This window comes from Ideonella alba (assembly GCF_018069875.1).
Classification (GTDB): Bacteria; Pseudomonadota; Gammaproteobacteria; order Burkholderiales; family Burkholderiaceae_C; genus Ideonella; species Ideonella alba.
Genome location: NZ_JAGQDF010000001.1, coordinates 245,498 through 265,566, shown reverse-complemented (window position 1 = coordinate 265,566; position 20,069 = coordinate 245,498). Strand labels below are relative to the sequence as shown.

Genomic DNA, 20,069 nt, shown 5'->3' with positions numbered 1-20,069 from the left:
AGGCCGTCCGCAGGACGCCCTGGCGTCCTGGCTCGCCCCCAAGCGGCCGCGCACCCTCTCGGAGGGTGGCGCGGGTACCCCCGCGCCGGGTGACCTCATTCCCCGACCAGGCCATTGCGGATGGCGTAGACGGTCAACTCGGAGTTGTTCGACAGGCCCAGCTTCTCCAGCACCCGGGCGCGGTAGACGCTGACGGTCTTGGGGCTGAGCATCAGCTCGTTGGCGATGTCGGCCAGGCGCTTGCCGCTGGCGATCATCACCAGCGTCTGCAGCTCGCGGTCGGAGAGCTTCTCGTGGGCATTGGCCACCTCGGGGGCGGTCAGGCTCTCGACCAGCATCTGGGCGATCTCGGGCGTGACGTACTTGCGGCCCTGCGCCACGGTGCGCACCGCCTGCACCAGCTGCGCCGGGTCGCCGCCCTTGTTGACATAGCCGAAGGCGCCGGCCTTGAGCGCCCGGATCGCGTACTGGTCCTCGGGGTACATGCTGACCACCAGCACCTTGATCGGCGAGCCCTCGTCCTTCAGCACGTGCAGCACGTCCAGGCCACTGCGGCCGGGCATGTTGATGTCCAGCACCAGCACGTCGCAGCGTTCCTGGCGCATCAGCGCGCGCAGCTCGCCATAGTCGCCGGCCTCGCCGATGACCTCGATGTCGGGCGCATCCGACAGGGTGTCGCGGATGCCGCGCCGGATCAGCGCGTGGTCGTCGCAGATGATGACGCGGGTCATGGCTCCCCCCAGGCGGACGGGTCGTGTCCCACCTCGCCAAACAGTCCCGGATCCGGCGCCCCCGGTTCCTCGTCGGCCGTGGCCCGGCCGTCGAGCGGGATCGACAGGATCAGCGTGGTGCCGCCGGCGCCGCTGGACAGATCGACCCAGCCGCCCACCGTGCCCGAGCGTTCGCGCAGACCGCGGATGCCGAAGCTGCGCGTCTTGGCCAGGTCCTCGGGCGACAGGCCGCGGCCGTTGTCGGCCACCTCCAGCGACAGCACGCCGCCGGCCAGGGTCAGGTCGATCGCCACCCGCGTGGCCTGGGCATGCTTGCTGATGTTGGTCAGCGCCTCCTGGGCCGTGCGGTAGGCCACCAGCGGTACGCCGGCCGGCAGCGGCGGCAGGTCCTGGCTGGCGCGGAAGCTGCACGCGATGCCGGTGCGGCGCTCGAAGCGCGTGGCCATCCATTGCAGCGCAGCCACCAGGCCCTGCTCCAGGATGGCCGGGCGCAGGTTGTGCATGATGCGCTTGCTGGCCTCCAGTGCGTGGGTCAGCGTTTCGGTGGCTGTCTCCAGGCGCTGGCGCACCTCGGGCGTGTTCTCGCCAATGTGGCGGCCCAGCCAGGCCAGATCGAACTTGAGGGCGGTCAAGGAACCACCGACGTCGTCATGGATTTCCCGGGCGATCGCCGCGCGCTCCTGCTCGACCGTGGTCTGCAGGTGCTGGGCCAGCTCGGACACCCGCTCGCGCGAGGCCGCCAGCGCCTGGTCGGCCGCACGCCGGGCGCGCTCGCTGGCGTGGGCGTCGATCGCGTGCTCCACCGCCGGCGCCAGGCGGGCCAGGTTCTGCTTGAGCAGGTAGTCGCTGGCGCCGTTGCGCATGGCCGCCACCGCGACGTCTTCGCCGATCTCGCCAGACACCAGGATGAAGGGCGGCGGCTCGGCCATCTCTCGGACGATCTCGAGCGCGCGGATGCCGCTGAACCCCGGCAGGTTGTAGTCGGACAGCACGATGTCCCAGGAATCGGACAGGGCCGCGCGGAAGGCAGCTTCGTCCTCCACCCGGGTGGCCAGCACCGTCAGCCCGGCACGCTGCAGCTGGGCCATGGCCAGCGCATGGTCCAGGTCGGAATCCTCCAGGTGCAGCACGCGCAGGGGTGATCGAACGGCTAGGGCCTGCATACCGCAAGTATGGCCCAGCCTGGGCCGCCGGGTTGAGCCCCCCTGTCGCGCGAAATGCGGCCGGAATGCCGGGGTCATCGACGCAACGCCGGGCCGGGTGCTGCCGAAGAATCCATGACAACTCCCCGGATGGCGACCGCCACCTCGGGGGCCTCCCACCCATGCACGACTCGCGTGGAACGCCGATGCAACTCAACGAGACTCCGCCACCGGACCCCGGCGCTGCCTTTCCGCTGCTGATGGCCGCGGACCTGCAGGACCACCTGATGGTGGCCAGCAATGACCTGGAGCGCCTGCAACGTCTGCTCGACGACGCCAGCGAGACGCTGTCGGGGCACTTCTACGGTGCCACCGACCGCATCAAGCACGTGCTGCGCGACCTGGCCATCCTGGCCGAGGGTGGCGACGACGACGGCGCACTGAACCAGGCCATGACCGAACTCGCCGGTGCGATCACCGCGCTGCAGTTCCACGACATGGCCACGCAGCTGATTGCCCACACCCACCGACGTCTGCGCAACTGCGCGGACCGCATCGCCGCCGAGGCGATGGGCGAGGACCCCGAAGGGGAAACCATCGTCGAGGAAGGCCCAGGCCGACCGAATCCCGTGACCCAGGACGAGATGGACGCCGGGTCCATCGAACTCTTCTGACCCACCCATCCCGCCTGCACCGAAAGATTTCTGGAGAACTGCCATGCACTCGATCCTTGCCGTTGACGACTCTCCCTCGATGCGCCAGATGGTGTCGTTCACGCTGAAGAACGCCGGTTTCAACGTCGTTGAGGCGGTGGACGGCCAGGACGCCTGGGAAAAAGCCAACCAGCGCGACTTCAACCTGGTCCTGACCGACCAGAACATGCCCCGCATGGACGGCATCAGCCTGGTGAAGAAGCTGCGCGAGAACCCGAAGTTCAAGGGCACGCCGATCCTGATCCTGACCACCGAGTCCAGCGACCAGATGAAGCAGGCCGGTCGCGCCGCGGGCGCCACCGGCTGGCTGGTCAAGCCCTTCGACCCCGCGAAGCTGATCGAGGTGATCGGCAAGGTCATCCGCTGACCTGCGCCAACGGACCTGCACGGCCCGCCACGACAACGACCAGGAGCCTCCCATGGCCGACACCATGCACCACGAATCCGGACAGACCGGCGCCGGCATCGACCTGAGCCAGTTCTACCAGGTCTTCTTCTAGGAAGCCGGCGAGAACCTCGAGCTGATGGAGCAGAAGCTGCTCGAGCTCGACGTCACCGCCGCCGACGACGAGGAACTCAACGCGATCTTCCGCTGCGCGCACTCGGTCAAGGGCGGCGCCGCCACCTTCGGCTTCAACGACGTGGCCGAGCTGACCCACCAGATGGAGACGCTGCTGGACAAGCTGCGCCGCCACGAGCTGACGCCCACCACGGCCATGGTCGACGTGCTGCTGCAGGCCGGCGACGCGCTCAAGAGCCTGCTCGCCCGCCACCAGGCCGGAGGCGCCGGCGAGGCCCTGGACACCCGCGACCTGGTCGCCCACATCCGCGCGCTGGCCGATGGCGGCGCGCCTGCCGCCGCCGCGCCCGCGCCGGTGGCGGTGGTCCCTGTCGCCGCCCCGGCGGCCCCGGTGGCGCCGCCCGCTGCCTCGGGCAGCACGGTGCGCACGCTGGAGCTGACCGTCGGCCCGCTGGACGATCCCGCACAGGCCGACAACCTGGCCGAGCTGTTCAAGGAGATCACCGACCTGGGCAGCATCGAGCCGCTGGACGCCGGCCGCGACGCCGACGGCATGCGCCGCTTCAAGATCACCACGGCGAGCAGCGACGACGACCTGCTCGACCTCTTCACCTTCCATGTGGCGCGCGAGCGCATGCAGCTGCAGCCCCTGGGTCCCGGCTACGGCTTCCACGACGGCAACCCCGGCGCGCCCGTCGAGGCCGCCGCACCGGCGGTCGATCCGGGCTATGGTTTCTTCGATGATGCACCGGGCTCGCCGGGCGCCAGCGCCCCGGCGCCTGCCGCCGCCACGCCCAGCCCGGCAGCACCGGCCGCCGCCGTGGCCGCGCCGGTCGCACCGAAGCCCGCCGCGCCGAAGGCCGAGGCCAAGAACGCCGGCCAGGGTCTGGATTCGTCCACGCTGCGCGTGTCGGTGGAAAAGGTCGACCAGCTGATCAACCTGGTGGGCGAGCTGGTCATCACCCAGGCCATGCTGGCCCAGAACAGCCGCGACAGCGACCAGCAGCTCAGCCAGCAGCTGCTGTCGGGCCTGACCGACCTGGAGCGCAACACCCGCGACCTGCAGGAAGCAGTGATGTCGATCCGGATGATTCCGATGTCGATGGTCTTCAACCGCTTCCCGCGCATGCTGCGCGACCTGGCCAGCAAGCTGGGCAAGAAGGTCGAGCTGGTCACCCAGGGCGAAGCCACCGAGCTGGACAAGGGCCTGGTCGAGAAGATCACCGACCCGCTGACCCACCTGGTGCGCAACAGCTGCGACCACGGCATCGAGCTGCCGGCCGAACGCCTGGCCAAGGGCAAGCCCGAACACGGCACCGTCACCCTGGTCGCCTCGCACCAGGGCGGCTCGATCGTCATCGAGGTGCGTGACGACGGCAAGGGCCTGTCGCGCGCCAAGCTGCTGGCCAAGGCCCGCGAGCGCGGCATCGACGCGCCCGACAGCCTGAGCGACCAGGAGGTCTACGGCCTGATCTTCGCGCCGGGCTTCTCCACCGCCGAGGTGGTCACCGACGTCTCCGGCCGCGGTGTCGGCATGGACGTGGTGAAGAAGAACATCACCGCGCTGGGCGGCTCGGTCGAGATCGACTCGGCCGAGGGCTACGGCATGAGCGTGCGGGTGCGCCTGCCGCTGACGCTGGCCATCATGGACGGCATGAGCATCGGTGTCGGCGAGGAGGTCTACATCCTGCCGCTGTCCTCGGTGGTCGAGTCCTTCCAGGTCGACAAGTCAATGATCAAGACCATCGGCGGCACCGGCCGCGTGGTCGAAGTGCGCGACGAGTTCATGCCGGTGATCGACCTGGAGCGGGTCTTCGATGTGCCGCGCTTCGAGTTCGACAACGTCTCCAACATCATGGTGGTGGTCGAGGCCGAAGGCGGCCGCGTCGCCCTGCTGGTGGACGAACTGCTCGGCCAGCAGCAGGTGGTGGTCAAGAACCTGGAAGCCAACTACCGCAAGGTCAACGACGTGTCGGGCGCCACCATCATGGGCGACGGCCGCGTGGCGCTGATCCTGGACGTCGGCGCCCTGGTGCGCCGCTCGCGCCACTGAGCACCGCCCGCCGCTTCCTCCCGCGCTCCTCACGCATTACCTGGAGTCTGTCTTGTTCAACGCCCTGATGCCCCTGATGCGGCGATTCTCCATCCGCCTGCGCATGCTTGGCGCGATCGGTGTCGTCCTCGGTCTGTTCGCCCTGGTCGGCGTGGCCGCGCTGGTGGGCGGCCGGCACCTGTCCTCGCTGAGCGAGGAGTTCATGCACCACTCGGTCGCCGAGATCAACAACGCCTCGGCGATGCACACCCACCTGGGCGAGATGCGGCTGCATGAGCGCAACATGCTGATCGACTACGAGGACGGTGTGGCCGTTCTGGCGCACCGCGAGAAGTGGCAGAAGGAAGCGGCCTCGCTGCGCCAGTTCCTCAATGCCATGCTCGAAGGCGAGGAAGACGAGGACAACCCGCTGGCCCGTCATGCGCTGGCGGAACTGGATGCCTACGTCAAGTTCGGTGAGTCGCTGCTGGTGCGCATCCAGGACGGTGCCTACGACAACGCCCGTGCCGCTGACAAGATGTTCGCCCGTGGCAAGCAGCACATCGAATCGGTCGATGCCGATCTGGCCAAGATCGATGCGATCCTGCAGTCCGAGGTCGAGGAGACGCGTGCCGCCTTCGACGCACAGATGCAGCGCACCACGCTCGCCTTCCTGGCCGTGCTGGCGATGGCGGTGTTCGTCGTGGTGCCGCTGACGCTGGCCAACTCGGCCTCGATCACCCGGCCGATGGTGCAGGCCCGCGAGGTGGCCCTGGCCATCGCCGACGGCGATCTGACCCGCCGCATCGACGCCCGCGGCCACGACGAACTGGCCGACCTGCTGCGCGCCCTGGACCAGATGCAGGGCGGCCTGGGCCGCATCGTCGGCCGCGTCCGCGAAGCCAGCGAGAGCATCCGCATGGGCTCGGGCGAGGTGGCCTCGGGCAACGCCGATCTGAACCAGCGCACCGAACAGGCGGCGAGCAGCCTGCAGCAGACCGCCAGCTCGATGGAAGAGCTGACCGGCAGCGTGCGCCACAGCGCCGACAACGCCCAGCAGGCCAGCGGCCTGGCACAGGCTGCCACCGGCGTGGCCAGCCACGGCGGCGAGGTCGTCGCCCAGGTGGTGCAGACGATGAACGAGATCAATGCCGCCTCGCACCGCATCGCCGACATCATCGGCGTGATCGACGGCATTGCCTTCCAGACCAACATCCTGGCGCTCAACGCCGCGGTGGAAGCCGCCCGCGCCGGTGAATCGGGCCGCGGCTTCGCGGTGGTGGCCGGTGAGGTGCGCAGCCTGGCGCAGCGCAGCGCCGACGCGGCGCGCGAGATCAAGCGCCTGATCGGCGCCAGCGTCGAACAGGTCGAGAACGGCACGCGCCTGGTGGGCGAGGCCGGCACCACGATGCAGGACATCGTCGCCTCGGTCCAGCGCGTCAACGACATCATCGGCGAGATCTCCCACGCCGCCGCCGAGCAGAGCCGTGGCATCGGCCAGGTCAACGCCGCCGTCACCGACCTGGACCGCGTGACCCAGCAGAACGCCGCCCTGGTCGAGCAGAGCACCGCCGCCGCCGAACACCTGCGGGGTCAGGCCAGCACGCTGGCCGAGGTGGTGGGCTCCTTCCGTCTGCCCGCCTGAAAGGATTGACATGCAGGAGTTGCTGCGTCGCCTGAGCATTCGCCAGCGTCTGCTGGGCAGCATCGTGCTGCTGGCCGTGGCCATCATCGTGCTGGGTCTGTGGGCCGCCTGGTCGCTGCGACAGCAGCAGGACCATGGCGCAGCCCTGCTGCAGCGCCAGGCCGAATTCACCGCCGGCGACGCCGGCATCCGCCTGGCGCTGGAGCATATCCAGCGGCTGGAGCAGGGTGTCCTGCTGGCCGGCAACAACGCCGTCGAGGCTGGCGAGACCCAGGCAGCCTGGGCCAAGGCCGTCGAGACCGCACGCGCCGCGCTGGCCAAGCTGGCACAGGGCGAACGGGCGGCGCTGCTGGCACCGGCCCGCGAAGGGTTGGAGGTCTACACCAAGGAAGTCCGCGACGTGCTGCAGCAGGTGGTGGATGCCAAGATGGATTCGGCGGCCGGCTACGCCTATGCGCAGCGGGCCGCCCAGTCGCTGGAGCAGGCCCGGCAGGCGGTGCAAGCCTGGTCGCAGGCGGAAAAGACCGCGCTGGAGGCCCAGGAGGCCGAGGCCATGACCACCGCGCAACGCCTGTCGATGCTGCGCCTGGTCGCCGTGCTGCTGCTGCTGGCCGGCTTCATCGGCCTGATGTGGGCCACCACCCGGTCGATCACCGATCCGCTCGGCCACGCCACCGCCGCCGCTGCCGCGGTGTCCGATGGCGACCTGACCCGGCGCCTGGACAGCCGGGGGTCCGACGAGGTCACCCGCTTCATGCAGACCTTGTCATCGATGCAGGAGGCGCTGCGCGCCATCGTCTCCCAGGTGCGCGACAGCGCCGACAACATCCGCGTTGCCAGCGCCGAAGTGGCGAGCGGCAACCTCGACCTGTCCCAGCGCACCGAGCGGGCGGCGGGCGACCTGCAGCAGACCGCTTCGCACATGCAGCAACTCACCCACATCGTGCAGTCGGGCAGCGAGTCGGCCCGCCAGGCCAGCGAACTGGCCAGCTCGGCCAGCGAGGTGGCCCGCCGTGGCGGTGAGGCCATGGGGCGGGTGGTGCAGACCATGGACGAGATCGCCCAGGCCAGCCGGCAGATCGCCGACATCACCAGCGTGATCGACGGCATCGCCTTCCAGACCAACATCCTGGCGCTCAATGCCGCCGTCGAGGCAGCACGGGCCGGCGAGCAGGGCCGCGGCTTCGCGGTGGTGGCCGGCGAAGTGCGCACGCTGGCCCAGCGCAGTGCCGACGCGGCGCGCCAGATCAAGCAGCTGATCGGCCGCTCGACCGAGCGTGTCGAGAGCGGTTCGTCCCTGGTGCGTGAGACCGGCCAGACCATCGACGAGATCGTCGGCTCGGTCCAGCGCGTCACCCAGATCGTGCAGGAGATCGCCGCCAGCAGCCAGGAGCAGAGCAGCGGCATCGGCCACGTCAGCGAGGCCATCGGCAGTCTGGACCTGATGACGCAGCAGAACGCCGCGCTGGTCGAGCAGGGTGCCGCCGCCGCGGCCAGCCTGCGCCAGCAGGCCGAGAGCCTGAACACGCTGGTGGCCACCTTCCGCCTGGGCGATGCGGCGCCAGCCCCGCGCCACGCCGCCCCCGTGGACGCAGCGCCGCCGGCCCCGAAGCCCGCCGCGGCCGTCGCGGTCACGCCCGCGGTCGTTCGTCGCGCATCGCCCGCCGTGGCCCCGGCACCGACCGCCCCCGTCCCCGTCGCCACTGCCACCGCCACCGCCGGTGACGACGACTGGACCACGTTCTGAACGCCGCCGACCCATGACGCTCAAACTCTCGACCCGGCTGTGGACGCCGACCCTGGTGTTGATCGTGATGCTCGTGGTGATGAGTGTCATCGCCGCCGTGCGCACCCGCAGCCTGATCGAGGCTGCCGGACAAGCCTCGCGTGACCAGCAGACCCGCCTGACCCTGGCCCACCAGTGGCAGGGCGAGGTCTCGGCCCTGGAGGCCCGTCTGTCGGCCGGTGCGCCGGCCGCGGAACAGCCCGCCCGCATCGAAGCCCTGCGCCAGCGCCTGAGCCCGCTGGCCACCAGTGAGGACGAACGCCGCACCCTGGCCCGCCTGGCCACACTGCCCGCGGACCTGGCCGGCCTGACGCCCTACCGCGCGGCGCTGACCGACCTGGTGACCCTGGAAGAACAACTGGCCGAGGCCCTGCACGTGCGCACCAGCCAGGAACGCATGCGCACCGTCTGGCTGGTGGCCGGTGTCTCGGTGCTGGTGGCCGCCGCGCTGGCCGTGGCCTCGACGCTGCTGGTGCGCGCCATCTGCCGTCCGCTGGCCGAACTGGCCCGGGCCGCCCGCCAGATCGGCGAGGGGGACCTGCGCGTGCAGCTCGACACCACCCGCCCCGACGAGATCGGCGACGTGATGCGCTCGGTGGTCGCCATGCGCGACGGCCTGCGCCGCACCGTCGGCCAGATGCAGGACAGCGCGGAAAGCATCCACACCGCCAGCCGCGAGGTCGCCAGCGGCAACCTCGACCTGTCGCAGCGCACCGAGCGCGCCGCCGGCTACCTGCAGCGCACCGCGTCGGGCATGCAGCGCCTGAGCGAGACCATGCACCACAGCAGCGCTGCCGCCAGCGACGCCGACCGCCTGGCCCGCGACGCCTCGGACGCCGCCGAACGCGGCGGTGCGTCGATGCAGCAGCTGATGTCGACGATGGAAGAGATCAACCAGTCGAGCCGGCGCATCAGCGACATCATCGGCGTGATCGACGGCATCGCCTTCCAGACCAACATCCTGGCGCTGAACGCCGCGGTGGAAGCCGCACGCGCCGGCGAGCAGGGCCGCGGCTTCGCGGTCGTGGCCTCCGAGGTGCGCACCCTGGCCGGACGATCGGCCGAGGCGGCGCGCGAGATCCGCAGCCTGATCCTCAGCTCCGGCGAGAAAGTCGACAGCGGCACCCAGCAGGTGCGCGAGACCGGCGAGCGCATCGGCGAGCTGGCGGCCGCGGTGACCCATGTGTCGCAGCGCGTGCGCGAGATCACTGTCGATGCCGAACAGCAGAGCAGCGGCATCCTCGAGCTGCATGCCTCCGTGCAGGAACTCGACCAGATGACCCAGCAGAACGCCGCGCTGGTCGAGCAGAGCGCGGCTGCCGCCGACAGCCTGCAGCAGCAGGCCGCCCGCCTGAACCAGGCGGCCAATTCCTTCCACCTGGACGATCGTCCCCGCCTGGCGCCCGCTGCCGCCACCGAGGCATCGCACGCCCGCGCCGCGCGCGAGGTGATCGCACAGGCGCAAAGCCGTGCGCAGTCTGTGCCGCCGGCACCCCTACCCGCCCCCGCCCGCCCATCCAACGCGCCCGGCGCCGGGCCGAGTGATGACTGGGAATCCTTCTGACCCCGCGGCCCTGTCCGCATCCCCCTGGAGACACGCCATGAAGCGCTTCCTCGCCGCCACCCTGCTCCTGCCGATCGCGCTGATCGGCGCCCATGCCGCCGAAGGCGGCGCCACCGAGGCCGATGCCACCGCCATGGTCAAGAAGGGCCTGGCCTTCATCAAGGCCAACGGCAAGGACAAGGGCTACGCCGAGATCACCAGCAAGACCGGCCAGTTCCGCCACCAGGACCTCTACCTGGTGGTCTACGGCATGGACGGCATGGTCCATGCCCACGGCGCCAACGAGAAGATGGTGGGCAAGAACCTGATCGACCTGAAGGACGTGGACGGCAAGGCTTTCGTGCGCGAGCGCGTCGAGCTGGCCAAGGCCAAGCCCAGCTTCTGGCAGGACTACAAGTTCACCAACCCCGAGACCAAGAAGATCGAACCCAAGGCCATGTACTGCGAACGGCTGGACGAGACCATCGTCTGCGGCGGCATCTACAAGTGATGCCGGCCCGGGGCCCGTGGGCTGACACGGTCCGCCTGATTCGACTCTGGAGAACGCGATGAAACTCGGCACCAAGCTGCTGGCCCCCGCCCTGGTCACCGCCCTGGTGGCCCTGGCTGGCGCCGCCGCGGTGGGCGTGGGCAGCCACCTGCAGGCGGCCAAGGCCGCCCGCAACCATGAAACCAGCCTGGGCGAAGTCCGCGCGCTGGCCGATGCCCAGGCCCGTCTGGGCCAGCTGCATTCCTCGGCGTACCGCGGCATCAGCATCATCGGCTCGATCGACGAGGCCGGGCTCAAGTCCCTGATGGAGGGCATTGCCAACGGCAGCAAGGCGATCGACGACAGCCTGTCGCAGACGATTGACCCGTCCGACCTGGGCGACTCCCCGGTCACCGTGCCCAAGGTGCAGACGGCCCTGGCCACCTATGCCAAGCAGGCCACGCAGGCCCTGGACCTGGCCTCGGTCGACCCCAACACCGGCATCGCGGCCATGCAAGGCGCCGACGCGGCCTACAAGGAGCTGGCGGCGCAGCTGGTCGAGATGCAGAAGGCCATCCTGGCCACCAGCCGGACCGAGCAGGCGGCAGACCTGGCCGCCAACGACCGCATCACCATCGCCCTGCTGGTGGCCACGCTGCTGCTGACCGGTGCGGCCGTGGGCGTGGGCGCCCGGCTGCTGGTCAGCGTGGCCCGCGCGTTGTCGCGCGCCTCGCACGCCGCCGAGTCGGTCGCCGAAGGCGACCTGACGGTGCGCGTGGACACCGACCGCCAGGACGAGATCGGCGCACTGCAGCGCAGCCTGGCGCGCATGGTCGAGCGCCTGCAGTCGTCGATGCAGCAGGTGCGCCAGGCGGCCGACAGCATCGCCAGCGTCAGCAGCGAGATCGCCACCGGCAACCAGGACCTGTCGCAGCGCACGGAAACCGCCGCCAGCCAGCTGCAGCAGACCGCGTCGTCGATGACCCAGCTCACCGAGTCGGTGCGCCAGGGCACCGACGCCGCCGCCCAGGCCAACCAGCTCGCCAGCTCGGCCAGCTCGGTGGCCCAGCGCGGTGGCGAGGTGGTGGCCCAGGTGGTCAGCACGATGGACGAGATCCACCAGGCCTCGCGCAAGATCGCCGACATCATCGGCGTGATCGACGGCATCGCCTTCCAGACCAACATCCTGGCGCTCAACGCCGCGGTGGAAGCCGCGCGTGCCGGTGAGCAGGGCCGTGGCTTTGCGGTGGTGGCCGGCGAGGTGCGCAGCCTGGCCGGCCGCTCGGCCGACGCCGCGCGCGAGATCAAGGCGCTGATCGCGGCCTCGGTGGAGAAGGTCGAGAGCGGCTCGCGCCTGGTCCAGGAGGCCGGCACCACGATGACCGAGATCGTCGGCTCCTCGCAGCGCGTCACCGACATCATTGCCGAGATCACCGCCCACAGCGGCGAGCAGCGCGACGGCATCGGCCAGATCAGCCTGGCCGTCGGCCAGCTCGACCAGATGACCCAGCAGAACGCGGCGCTGGTGGAGCAAAGCGCGGCCGCTGCCGACAGCATGCGCACCCAGGCCAATGGCCTGGCCAACCTGGTGGGCAGCTTCCGCCTGCCGGGGCATGTGGCCACGCCGCTCACCTTGGCCGCCAGCGCGCCGGCGCAGGCGCCGTCACGGCCCGTGCCGCGGCCGGCGCCGAAGGCGGCGCCCGCCCCGGCCACCCCGATGGCGGCCGCCCGCCCGTCGGCGATGCCCGTCCCCGCCCTGGCCGGCGCCGGCGGCGACGGCGACTGGGAAACCTTCTGACACCGCCGCTCAAGTCTGCCCGCCAACGGCCGATGAACCCTTCTGAACCCCTGAACCGCCCTCCAAGGACCTCGCCATGGACATGATCACCGAAGCCCGCCACGTGGCCCGCCACGAAGCCGCCCGCAGCGGCCAGGCCGACGCCCGCGGCGCCACCGCCGCCGCCACTGCCCACGGCGAGTTCCTGACCTTCCGCCTGGGCGGCGAGGAGTACGGCATCGACATCCTGCGGGTGCAGGAAATCCGCAGCTACGAGCAGCCCACCCGCATCGCCAATGCGCCCGAGTTCATCAAGGGCGTGGTCAACCTGCGCGGCGTGATCGTGCCGATCATCGACCTGCGGGTGAAGCTCAACTGCCCCAGCGCCGAGTTCAATGCCTTCACCGTGGTGATCGTGCTGAACATCCGCGGCCGCGTGGTGGGGGCGGTGGTGGATGCGGTGTCGGACGTGCTGGAGCTGGGCGGCGACGCCATCAAGCCGGCGCCGATGATGAATGCCCAGGTCGACATGTCCTACATCACCGGCATCGCCAACGTCGGCGAGCGCATGCTGATCCTGATGGACATCCAGGCCCTGATGTCCTCGGCCGACATGGGTCTGATCAGCGACGCGGCCGCCTGAGGCCTTCGTCACCCTGCCACGGGCCGCCTTCGGGCGGCCCGCGTCGTTTCAGACCGGCACCCAGATCTCGGTGCGCAGCGCCTGGGCCGGCGTGTCACGGCGGTCATCGACCATCAGGTCCAGCGGCGCCGCCCTGGCCTGCAGGCCCATGGCGGGCAAGGCCGTGTCGAAGACCTCGCGCCAGGCCTGGGCCAGCGTGTCTTGCGGCCCCTGGTGGCCGAACACCGCGTATCGGCCGCTGGCCAGCGGCAACCAGGCCAGCGAGCCGTGCATCGTCACCGCAGGGCGCTCGCCAGCGCCCTGCCCGGTGCGCAGGTCATGGCCGAAGAGGTAGCCCGCCACGAAGCGGCAGTCGGCGTCGTCCGGCCCGGCGGGCGTATCGGGGCTGATGCTGATGCAGCTGCGCACCTCCTGGATCCGGCCCGCCAGCCGGGTCGCGCGGGCCAGCTCGCCAAAAGCCTCGGCCGAGGCACGGCTGAAGCGGCCCTCCTCCATGCCGCGTGCCGTGGCGGTGAGGGCGGCCAGGCCGGCGGGCAGCTCGGCGAAACGGATGAATCGAGGGCCGTTCATGGTGAAGTGCCCGACATTCTCGCCCTAGCCACGGCGAGAATCGGGCCATGCCCTCCGACCGCGACCAATGTCTGCTGGACCGGGCCCGCGCCCTGGGTCTGGACCCCGATGCCCCCCTGCTGGTGGGCGGCAACTACCAGCCCCTGCTGCTGCATGCCGGCATCGCCCACGTGAGCGGCCAGGTGCCGCGCATCGGCCAGCAGGTGGTGGTCACCGGTCCGGCAGAGGCAGTCGGGCTGGACGAGGCCCGCCGCGCCGCCTGCATCGGCGCACTGCGCGCGCTGGCGCTGCTGCGCCAGCAGCTGGGCAGCCTCGACGCTGTGGCGCAACTGCTGCGGGTGGGCGTCTACGTGCAGGCCGGGCCAGGCTTCAGCCAGCACTCAGAGGTGGCCGACGCCGCCTCGGAGCTGTTGGTGGCGGTGCTGGGCCAGGCCGGCCGTCACGCCCGCACGACCATCGGGGTGGCCTCGCTGCCGAAGAACGCGACGGTGGAGTTGGAGCTGCAGGCGGCGCTGGTGGCGCCTTTGGACTGAACCCGATCGGCCGCACAGCCGGCCACCCCGGCGGGCTCATGGTCGGCGCGAGGGCAGAATCCACGGCATGCTCTGCGTCCACTCCCCCCTGCACCGTGGCCATGCCGGCACCCACGAAATCTACCGTGGCGAGCTGGTGCCCTGCTTTGAAAAGCCCGAGCGCGCCGATTTCGTGCTGCAGGCCTTCCAGCGCGCCGGGCTGGGCGAGGTGCGTGCGCCCGACGACCACGGCCTGGCGCCGATCGAGCGCATCCACGCGCCGCGCTACCTGGCCTTCCTGGCAAGGGTGTGGGACGCCTGGGCCGCACAGGGCGGCACGCGCGACCTGCTGCCGGCCGTGTGGCCGACGCGCGGCTTTCGCGACGACATCGAGCCTGACAACCTGGTGGCCCAACTGGGCCTGTACTCCTTCGACAGCGGCAGCCCGATCACCGCCGGCACCTGGACGGCGGCGCTGGCCGGTGCCCACTGCGCGCTGACGGCCCAGGCCGCGGTGGCGCAGGGCGCCCGCGCTGCGTTCTCGCTGGCCCGGCCGCCCGGCCACCATGCCGGCACCGACTTCTACGGCGGCTACTGCTTCCTGAACCATGCCGCCATCGCGGCGCAGGCCTTTGTCGATGGCGGCGCCGCCCGGGTGGCGCTGCTGGACGTGGACTACCACCATGGCAACGGCACGCAGCAGATCTTCTACGACCGGTCGGACGTGCTGTTCCAGAGCATCCACGGCGACCCGCGCACCGAGTACCCGTTCTACCTGGGCCACGCCGACGAGACCGGCGCGGGCGCCGGCCTGGGCTTCAACGCCAACTACCCGCTGCCCGCCGGCAGCGACAACACGCGCTGGTTCGAGGCGCTGGAAGCGGCCTGCCGCCGCATCACCGCCCATGGCGCCCAGGCGCTGGTGGTCTCACTGGGCGTGGACACGTTCGAGGGCGACCCGATCTCGCGTTTCCACCTGCGCGGCCCCGAGTTCACCCGCCTGGGCACGCGCCTGACCGCGCTGGGCCTGCCCACGGTGTTCGTGCTGGAAGGCGGTTACGCGGTGGCCGAGATCGGCGACAACGTGGTGAGCGTGCTGCAGGGCTTCGAGGGCGGCTGAATCAGGCCCCACCCCGCAGGACCGAGGTCAGCCACGGCGTTGTGAACAGCGCGCCCAGCCCCAGCAGCAGCAGGTTGCCGTGGCGCGGATCCAGATCCTGCAGCGCCACGCGCCAGGACCGGCGCATCACCCAGCGCAGCAAGGCCAGGTCGAAGGCCGCCATGAACAGCGCCAGCACCGCGCCCAGCACCAGGTGCGGCGCGGCACCCTGCAGACCGAAACCAGGCACCCGCCACCAGCACAACGCGAAGGCCAGCAGCGACCCACTCAGGACGCTCCAGCGCTGGGCGCGCTGCTTGCCCAGGCGCGGCGCCACCCACAGCGTGCGGGCGATGCCGTGCAAGGTCTCGGCCGAGGCCAGCAGCAGGCACAGGGCCAGGGTGTCGATCAGCAGGTGCATCGCCGGTGATCGTGCCCGACCGGCCCGCCGCGCGGCTTGCCGCGGCTCAAACCGTGCCGCGCATGCCGATCAGCCAGGGCCGCAGCTCGGCCGTCAGCAGCCCCGACTGCACCGCCGGGTCAGACTGGGCGTGCGCGCGCACCTCGGCCTCGGGCACGCCGGCCGCCGCGATCATCATGCCGCCGGCCGACCCGTCCATGAACGGGCCGCCCAGGGCCAGCTTGCCCTCCTGTTGCCAGCGGCGGTAGTGGGCAATGTGGGTGTCCAGGCCCGGTTGCTCGAACAGGCTGACCCCGGGCTGCCAGGCCGGCCCCGGGCGGTGCACGACCACCCAGCGCTGGTCGCGCGCGGGCGGCGCGGTCTGGGCCTCGGCCGGGGACAGGGCGGCGGCGGACAACAGGCCGGCGGCGGCGCGCAGGCTGGTTCGGCGGGTGCTCATGGCGGTGGTCCTTCCTGGCCGCCAGGGTGCCGCGCGGTGATGACCCTGTCCATCCCCTGCGCGCCGTAAAATCAGCGGTTTCCTGCGGCGCCGGGCCCTGCAGGCGGGCCGCCGGCCCGCGTGGAGCCCGGTGCCCCTGGCCGCACCATGACCCGCAAGCTCTTCGTCACCACCGCCCTGCCCTACGCCAACGCCCCGTTCCACATCGGGCACATGATGGAGTACATCCAGGCCGACATCTGGGTGCGGGCGCAGCGCATGAAGGGCCACGAGGTGCACTTCGTCGGCGCCGACGATGCCCATGGCGCGCCGATCATGATCGCCGCCGAGAAGGCCGGCAAGACGCCGCAGCAGTTCGTCGCCGAGGTGGCTGCCGGCCGGCCGCAGTACCTCAACGGTTTTCACATCAGCTTCGACAACTGGCACTCGACCGACGGGCCCGAGAACCACCAGCTGGCGCAGGACATCTACCGCGGCCTGCGCGACAACGGCCTGATCGACGTGAAGACGATCGAGCAGTTCTTCGACCCCGACAAGGGCATGTTCCTGCCCGACCGCTTCATCAAGGGCGAGTGCCCCAAGTGCGGCGCCAAGGACCAGTACGGCGACAGCTGCGAGGTCTGCGGCGCGGTCTACGCGCCCACCGAGCTGAAGAACCCGTACTCGGCACTATCGGGCGCGACGCCGGTGCTCAAGACCTCGGACCACTACTTCTTCCGCCTGTCCGACCCGCGCTGCGTGAGCTTTCTGGAGCAGTGGACCCATGAGCCGGGCCGCCTGCAACCCGAGGTGCTCAACAAGATCAAGGAGTGGTTCGCCAAGGACGAGCAGGGCCAGGGCGGCCTGGGCGACTGGGACATCAGCCGCGACGCGCCCTACTTCGGCATCGAGATCCCGGATGCGCCGGGCAAGTACTTCTATGTCTGGCTGGACGCGCCGATCGGCTACCTGGCCTCGCTGAAGAACTACTTCGGCAAGAAGGGCCTGGACTACGACGCCTTCTTCCGCGACCCGGCGGTGGAGCAGGTGCATTTCATCGGCAAGGACATCACCTACTTCCACACCCTGTTCTGGCCGGCGATGCTGCACTTCAGCGGCCGCAAGACGCCCGACAAGGTCAATGTGCACGGCTTCATCACCGTCAACGGCGGCGAGAAGATGAGCAAAAGCCGCGGCACCGGCATCAGCCCGCTGAAGTACCTGGAGCTGGGCATGCACCCCGAGTGGCTGCGCTACTACATCGCCGCCAAGCTCAACGCCCGGGTCGAGGACATCGACTTCAACCCCGATGACTTCATCGCCCGCGTCAATTCCGACCTGGTGGGCAAGTACATCAACATCGCCAGTCGCGCCGCGGGTTTCCTCAGCAAGCGCTTCGGCGGTCGCCTGAGCGCCGACCTGGGCGTCGAAGGTCGCACCCTGCTGGATACCCTGCGCGCGCACCGCAGCGCGGTGGAGGCCCTGTACGAAGAGCGCGAGTTCGGCAAGGCGCTGCGCGAGATCATGGCGCTGGCCGACAAGGTCAACGAGTACGTCGACACCCACAAGCCCTGGGAGCTGGCCAGGAAGGACGGCGCCGACGCCGCGCTGCACGATGTCTGCAGCACCTGCATCGAGGCCTTCCGCCTGCTGAGCATCTACCTCAAGCCGGTGCTGCCGGTGCTGGTGGCCCAGGTCGAGGCCTTCCTGAAGGTCGAGCCCTTCAGCTTTGCCGACGCCGCGCGCTCACTGGGCGGCCATGTCATCGGCGAGTACAAGCACCTGATGCAGCGGGTGGACGCCAAGCTGCTGGACGAACTGCTGGCCCCGCCGCCGGCGCCCAAGGTGGTCCCGGGCGGCGAGGAACTGGCGCCCGAGATCAAGATCGACGACTTCACCAAGGTCGATCTGCGCATCGCCAGGATCGTCAACGCCGAGCCTGTGGAGGGCAGCGACAAGCTGCTGCGTCTGACGCTGGACGTGGGCGAGGGGCGCACCCGCAACGTGTTCAGCGGCATCAAGAGCGCCTACCGGCCCGAGGACCTGGTGGGCAAGCTCACCGTGATGGTGGCCAACCTGGCGCCGCGCAAGATGAAGTTCGGCGTGAGCGAAGGCATGGTGCTGGCCGCCAGCCATGCCGACGAGAAGGCCCACCCGGGCATCTTCGTGCTCGAGCCCTTCCCCGGCGCGCAGCCGGGCATGCGGGTGCGCTGAAGGGGCGCCGCCGCCAACGACAAGGGCGCCCCTGGGGCGCCCTTTTTCATGCCGCGCGGCCCGTCAGCGGCCGACGCGGAACACCGCCACCGCCTGCTCCAGGTCCTGGGCCTGGCGGCGCATGGATTCCGCCGCCGCAGCGGCCTGCTCCACCAGCGCGGCGTTCTGCTGGGTCATCCGGTCGATCTCGCTGACCGACTGGCCGACGCTGGCGATGCCGCTGCCCTGCTCGGCGGTGGCGTGGGTGATCTCTGACACCAGCGTGCTGACCCGCTGCACCGAGGCGACGATCTCGTCCATCGTGCGTCCCGCGCCCTCGACCTGCTCGCTGCCCACACGCACCTTGTCGGTGGAGTCGGCGATCAGGTCCTTGATCTCCTTGGCCGCGCCGGCCGAACGCTGCGCCAGGCTGCGCACCTCACCCGCCACCACCGCGAAGCCGCGGCCCTGCTCGCCGGCGCGTGCCGCCTCGACCGCGGCATTGAGCGCCAGGATGTTGGTCTGGAACGAGATGCCGTCGATCACGCCGATGATCTCCTCGATCCGGCGCGAGGCGGTGTTGATCTGGCCCATGGTGTCGACCACCCGGGCCACGGCCTCGCCGCCGCGCTGGGCCACCTCGCTGGCGGCCTGGGCCAGGGCGTTGGCCTGGCGCGCATGCTCGGCGTTCTGCCGCACCGACACGGTGATCTGGTCCATCGCCGAGGCCGCTGCCTGCACATTGCCGGCCTGCTGCTCGGTGCGCTGCGAGAGGTCGTTGTTGCCCTGCGCCATCTCCGCCGACGCGGTGGCGATGCCGTCGGTGCCCTGACGCACCTGGTGGACGATGCGCTTGAGCGAGTCGGTCATCTCGGCCATCGCCCGCATCAGCGTGGCGAATTCGTCCTGTCCACGCACCTGCACCGGGCGGCTGAGGTCCCCGGCGGCCACCGATTGCGCGACCGCCACCGCCTCGCCCAGCGAGCGGCGGATGTGCCCCAGTGCGCCAAGCGCCACCACCACACCCCCCAGCGCCAGCACCGACACCACGCCCAGCGCCAGCAGGGCCTGCTGGCGGCCGCGAGCGGCGGTCTCGGCGGCTTCGCGCTCCAGGTAGTCGCGCTGCATCCGCACAAAGCCCTGGATGTGTTCGTTGTAGGCCTTCTGCGCCGGCATGAAGGCGGTGTCGAACATGGTGCTGGCGGCAGGCATGTCGCCGACCTTCCGGTACTCGGCCATGTCCTTCAGCGATTGCAGCAGCGCCTCGCGCTTGGGCGTCATCTGCTCGAACCAGACCAGCTCCTCCGGCCGGGTCGCCAGGCCCTTGATCTGGCGGAACAGCTCACCGACCTCCTTCACCTTGGGGCCGATCTCCGGACCGAACAGGGCCGAGATGGCCTCATCGCCCGATTTGTTGACCGCCATGATGCGCACCGAGGTGGACTCGGACAGGGCGGCCCAGCGGTCGACCAGGCGCAGCTTGTCGGACTGCGCGGCCAGTTCGGCCATCATCGCGGTGGTCTGCGACTGCTGCCACAGGTTCAGGCCGGCATTGGCAGCGAGCACCGCCAGCAGCACACCAAAGGCCAGCGTCAGGCGGGCGATCACACCCAGCGAAGAGAAGGTTCTCAAGCGTGTCTCCAGATCAAGGAAGCGGCCGCGACGAGGCGGGCCGCACGGTCCGCTGACCATACCCGGGACGGTGTCAGGGCAGTCGCCTTAACAGGCGGGCCGAAACCCCGCAAACGCAGCGCCATCACCCCGCCGCCGGCCCGCATTGCCGGCCAGGGCCGCGACGCGCGACAATCCCCCCATGAAACCCGTGGTCATCTGT

At 70.4% G+C, this 20,069-nt stretch carries 17 protein-coding genes and 1 pseudogene; 12 read left to right on the top strand and 6 right to left on the bottom strand.

Annotated features, from left to right (window positions below; all coding sequences use genetic code 11):
* Positions 1-95: 95 nt before the first annotated feature.
* A complete protein-coding gene (locus tag KAK07_RS01240) occupies positions 96-731 on the bottom strand; it encodes a response regulator (protein ID WP_210851959.1) in 636 nt (211 codons plus the stop codon).
* Positions 728-1,894: a hybrid sensor histidine kinase/response regulator gene (locus tag KAK07_RS01235; protein WP_210858556.1), complete on the bottom strand. Its 1,167-nt coding sequence runs from the start codon at positions 1,892-1,894 to the stop codon at positions 728-730. Before KAK07_RS01235 ends, KAK07_RS01240 begins: the two co-directional genes overlap by 4 nt.
* A gap of 185 nt (positions 1,895-2,079) precedes the next feature.
* Between KAK07_RS01235 and KAK07_RS01230 the strand changes: the two genes are divergently transcribed.
* The 9 genes and pseudogenes from KAK07_RS01230 (at position 2,080) to KAK07_RS01190 (ending at position 13,022) form a co-directional block, all read left to right on the top strand.
* Entirely contained in the window at positions 2,080-2,547 is a 468-nt protein-coding gene (locus KAK07_RS01230; RefSeq protein ID WP_210858554.1) for a hypothetical protein, read from the top strand.
* Between the two features lie 43 nt (positions 2,548-2,590).
* On the top strand, positions 2,591-2,953 hold the full coding sequence (locus tag KAK07_RS01225; protein ID WP_210800928.1) for a response regulator: 363 nt from the start codon (positions 2,591-2,593) through the stop codon (positions 2,951-2,953).
* A 52-nt stretch (positions 2,954-3,005) separates the two neighbouring features.
* A pseudogene (locus KAK07_RS01220) lies at positions 3,006-5,159 on the top strand (chemotaxis protein CheA).
* Positions 5,160-5,235: 76 nt separating this feature from the next.
* Positions 5,236-6,783, top strand: a complete 1,548-nt coding sequence (locus KAK07_RS25670; RefSeq protein WP_210858551.1) for a methyl-accepting chemotaxis protein — start codon at positions 5,236-5,238, stop codon at positions 6,781-6,783.
* A gap of 10 nt (positions 6,784-6,793) precedes the next feature.
* Complete coding sequence (locus KAK07_RS01210; protein ID WP_210858549.1) at positions 6,794-8,530, top strand: methyl-accepting chemotaxis protein; 1,737 nt, start codon at positions 6,794-6,796, stop codon at positions 8,528-8,530.
* A gap of 13 nt (positions 8,531-8,543) precedes the next feature.
* Positions 8,544-10,133 (top strand): methyl-accepting chemotaxis protein, encoded by a 1,590-nt coding sequence (locus KAK07_RS01205; RefSeq protein WP_210851954.1) that lies wholly within the window; start codon positions 8,544-8,546, stop codon positions 10,131-10,133.
* 37 nt (positions 10,134-10,170) lie between these two features.
* Entirely contained in the window at positions 10,171-10,623 is a 453-nt protein-coding gene (locus tag KAK07_RS01200; RefSeq protein WP_210851953.1) for a cache domain-containing protein, read from the top strand.
* A gap of 58 nt (positions 10,624-10,681) precedes the next feature.
* Complete coding sequence (locus KAK07_RS25665; RefSeq protein ID WP_210858547.1) at positions 10,682-12,400, top strand: methyl-accepting chemotaxis protein; 1,719 nt, start codon at positions 10,682-10,684, stop codon at positions 12,398-12,400.
* A 76-nt stretch (positions 12,401-12,476) separates the two neighbouring features.
* Positions 12,477-13,022 carry a chemotaxis protein CheW gene (locus KAK07_RS01190; protein WP_210851951.1) on the top strand — a complete coding sequence of 182 codons (546 nt, stop codon included), beginning with the start codon at positions 12,477-12,479 and terminating at the stop codon, positions 13,020-13,022.
* A gap of 48 nt (positions 13,023-13,070) precedes the next feature.
* On the opposite strand, the gene KAK07_RS01185 is transcribed toward KAK07_RS01190, so the two are convergent.
* Entirely contained in the window at positions 13,071-13,592 is a 522-nt protein-coding gene (locus KAK07_RS01185) for a GyrI-like domain-containing protein (RefSeq protein ID WP_210858545.1), read from the bottom strand.
* Between the two features lie 47 nt (positions 13,593-13,639).
* Between KAK07_RS01185 and KAK07_RS01180 the strand changes: the two genes are divergently transcribed.
* Positions 13,640-14,125 (top strand): RidA family protein, encoded by a 486-nt coding sequence (locus tag KAK07_RS01180; protein WP_210858543.1) that lies wholly within the window; start codon positions 13,640-13,642, stop codon positions 14,123-14,125.
* Positions 14,126-14,192: 67 nt separating this feature from the next.
* Positions 14,193-15,224, top strand: a complete 1,032-nt coding sequence (locus KAK07_RS01175; RefSeq protein WP_210858540.1) for a histone deacetylase family protein — start codon at positions 14,193-14,195, stop codon at positions 15,222-15,224.
* Position 15,225: 1 nt separating this feature from the next.
* Here the strand turns inward: KAK07_RS01175 and KAK07_RS01170 are convergent, their stop codons facing one another.
* On the bottom strand, positions 15,226-15,624 hold the full coding sequence (locus KAK07_RS01170) for a hypothetical protein (protein ID WP_210858538.1): 399 nt from the start codon (positions 15,622-15,624) through the stop codon (positions 15,226-15,228).
* Between the two features lie 46 nt (positions 15,625-15,670).
* Positions 15,671-16,063 carry a YciI family protein gene (locus tag KAK07_RS01165; RefSeq protein ID WP_210858536.1) on the bottom strand — a complete coding sequence of 131 codons (393 nt, stop codon included), beginning with the start codon at positions 16,061-16,063 and terminating at the stop codon, positions 15,671-15,673.
* 147 nt (positions 16,064-16,210) lie between these two features.
* On the opposite strand from KAK07_RS01165, the gene metG reads away from it, so the two are divergent.
* A complete protein-coding gene (metG, locus tag KAK07_RS01160) occupies positions 16,211-18,256 on the top strand; it encodes a methionine--tRNA ligase (RefSeq protein WP_210858534.1) in 2,046 nt (681 codons plus the stop codon).
* Positions 18,257-18,319: 63 nt separating this feature from the next.
* Here the strand turns inward: metG and KAK07_RS25660 are convergent, their stop codons facing one another.
* Positions 18,320-19,867 carry a methyl-accepting chemotaxis protein gene (locus KAK07_RS25660; protein WP_310738471.1) on the bottom strand — a complete coding sequence of 516 codons (1,548 nt, stop codon included), beginning with the start codon at positions 19,865-19,867 and terminating at the stop codon, positions 18,320-18,322.
* Between the last annotated feature and the right edge of the window lie 202 nt (positions 19,868-20,069).

Bases quoted from the DNA above. Each gene is read 5' to 3' on its own strand.
- KAK07_RS01165 (WP_210858536.1), bottom strand. From the start codon at position 16,063: ATGAGCACCCGCCGAACCAGCCTGCGCGCCGCCGCCGGCCTGTTGTCC.
- KAK07_RS01235 (WP_210858556.1), bottom strand. From the start codon at position 1,894: ATGCAGGCCCTAGCCGTTCGATCACCCCTGCGCGTGCTGCACCTGGAG.
- KAK07_RS01240 (WP_210851959.1), bottom strand. From the start codon at position 731: ATGACCCGCGTCATCATCTGCGACGACCACGCGCTGATCCGGCGCGGC.
- KAK07_RS01205 (WP_210851954.1), top strand. From the start codon at position 8,544: ATGACGCTCAAACTCTCGACCCGGCTGTGGACGCCGACCCTGGTGTTG.
- KAK07_RS01170 (WP_210858538.1), bottom strand. From the start codon at position 15,624: ATGCACCTGCTGATCGACACCCTGGCCCTGTGCCTGCTGCTGGCCTCG.
- KAK07_RS01190 (WP_210851951.1), top strand. From the start codon at position 12,477: ATGGACATGATCACCGAAGCCCGCCACGTGGCCCGCCACGAAGCCGCC.
- KAK07_RS25670 (WP_210858551.1), top strand. From the start codon at position 5,236: ATGCGGCGATTCTCCATCCGCCTGCGCATGCTTGGCGCGATCGGTGTC.
- KAK07_RS01180 (WP_210858543.1), top strand. From the start codon at position 13,640: ATGCCCTCCGACCGCGACCAATGTCTGCTGGACCGGGCCCGCGCCCTG.
- KAK07_RS01230 (WP_210858554.1), top strand. From the start codon at position 2,080: ATGCAACTCAACGAGACTCCGCCACCGGACCCCGGCGCTGCCTTTCCG.
- KAK07_RS01200 (WP_210851953.1), top strand. From the start codon at position 10,171: ATGAAGCGCTTCCTCGCCGCCACCCTGCTCCTGCCGATCGCGCTGATC.
- KAK07_RS25665 (WP_210858547.1), top strand. From the start codon at position 10,682: ATGAAACTCGGCACCAAGCTGCTGGCCCCCGCCCTGGTCACCGCCCTG.
- KAK07_RS01225 (WP_210800928.1), top strand. From the start codon at position 2,591: ATGCACTCGATCCTTGCCGTTGACGACTCTCCCTCGATGCGCCAGATG.
- metG (WP_210858534.1), top strand. From the start codon at position 16,211: ATGACCCGCAAGCTCTTCGTCACCACCGCCCTGCCCTACGCCAACGCC.
- KAK07_RS01175 (WP_210858540.1), top strand. From the start codon at position 14,193: ATGCTCTGCGTCCACTCCCCCCTGCACCGTGGCCATGCCGGCACCCAC.
- KAK07_RS01210 (WP_210858549.1), top strand. From the start codon at position 6,794: ATGCAGGAGTTGCTGCGTCGCCTGAGCATTCGCCAGCGTCTGCTGGGC.
- KAK07_RS01185 (WP_210858545.1), bottom strand. From the start codon at position 13,592: ATGAACGGCCCTCGATTCATCCGTTTCGCCGAGCTGCCCGCCGGCCTG.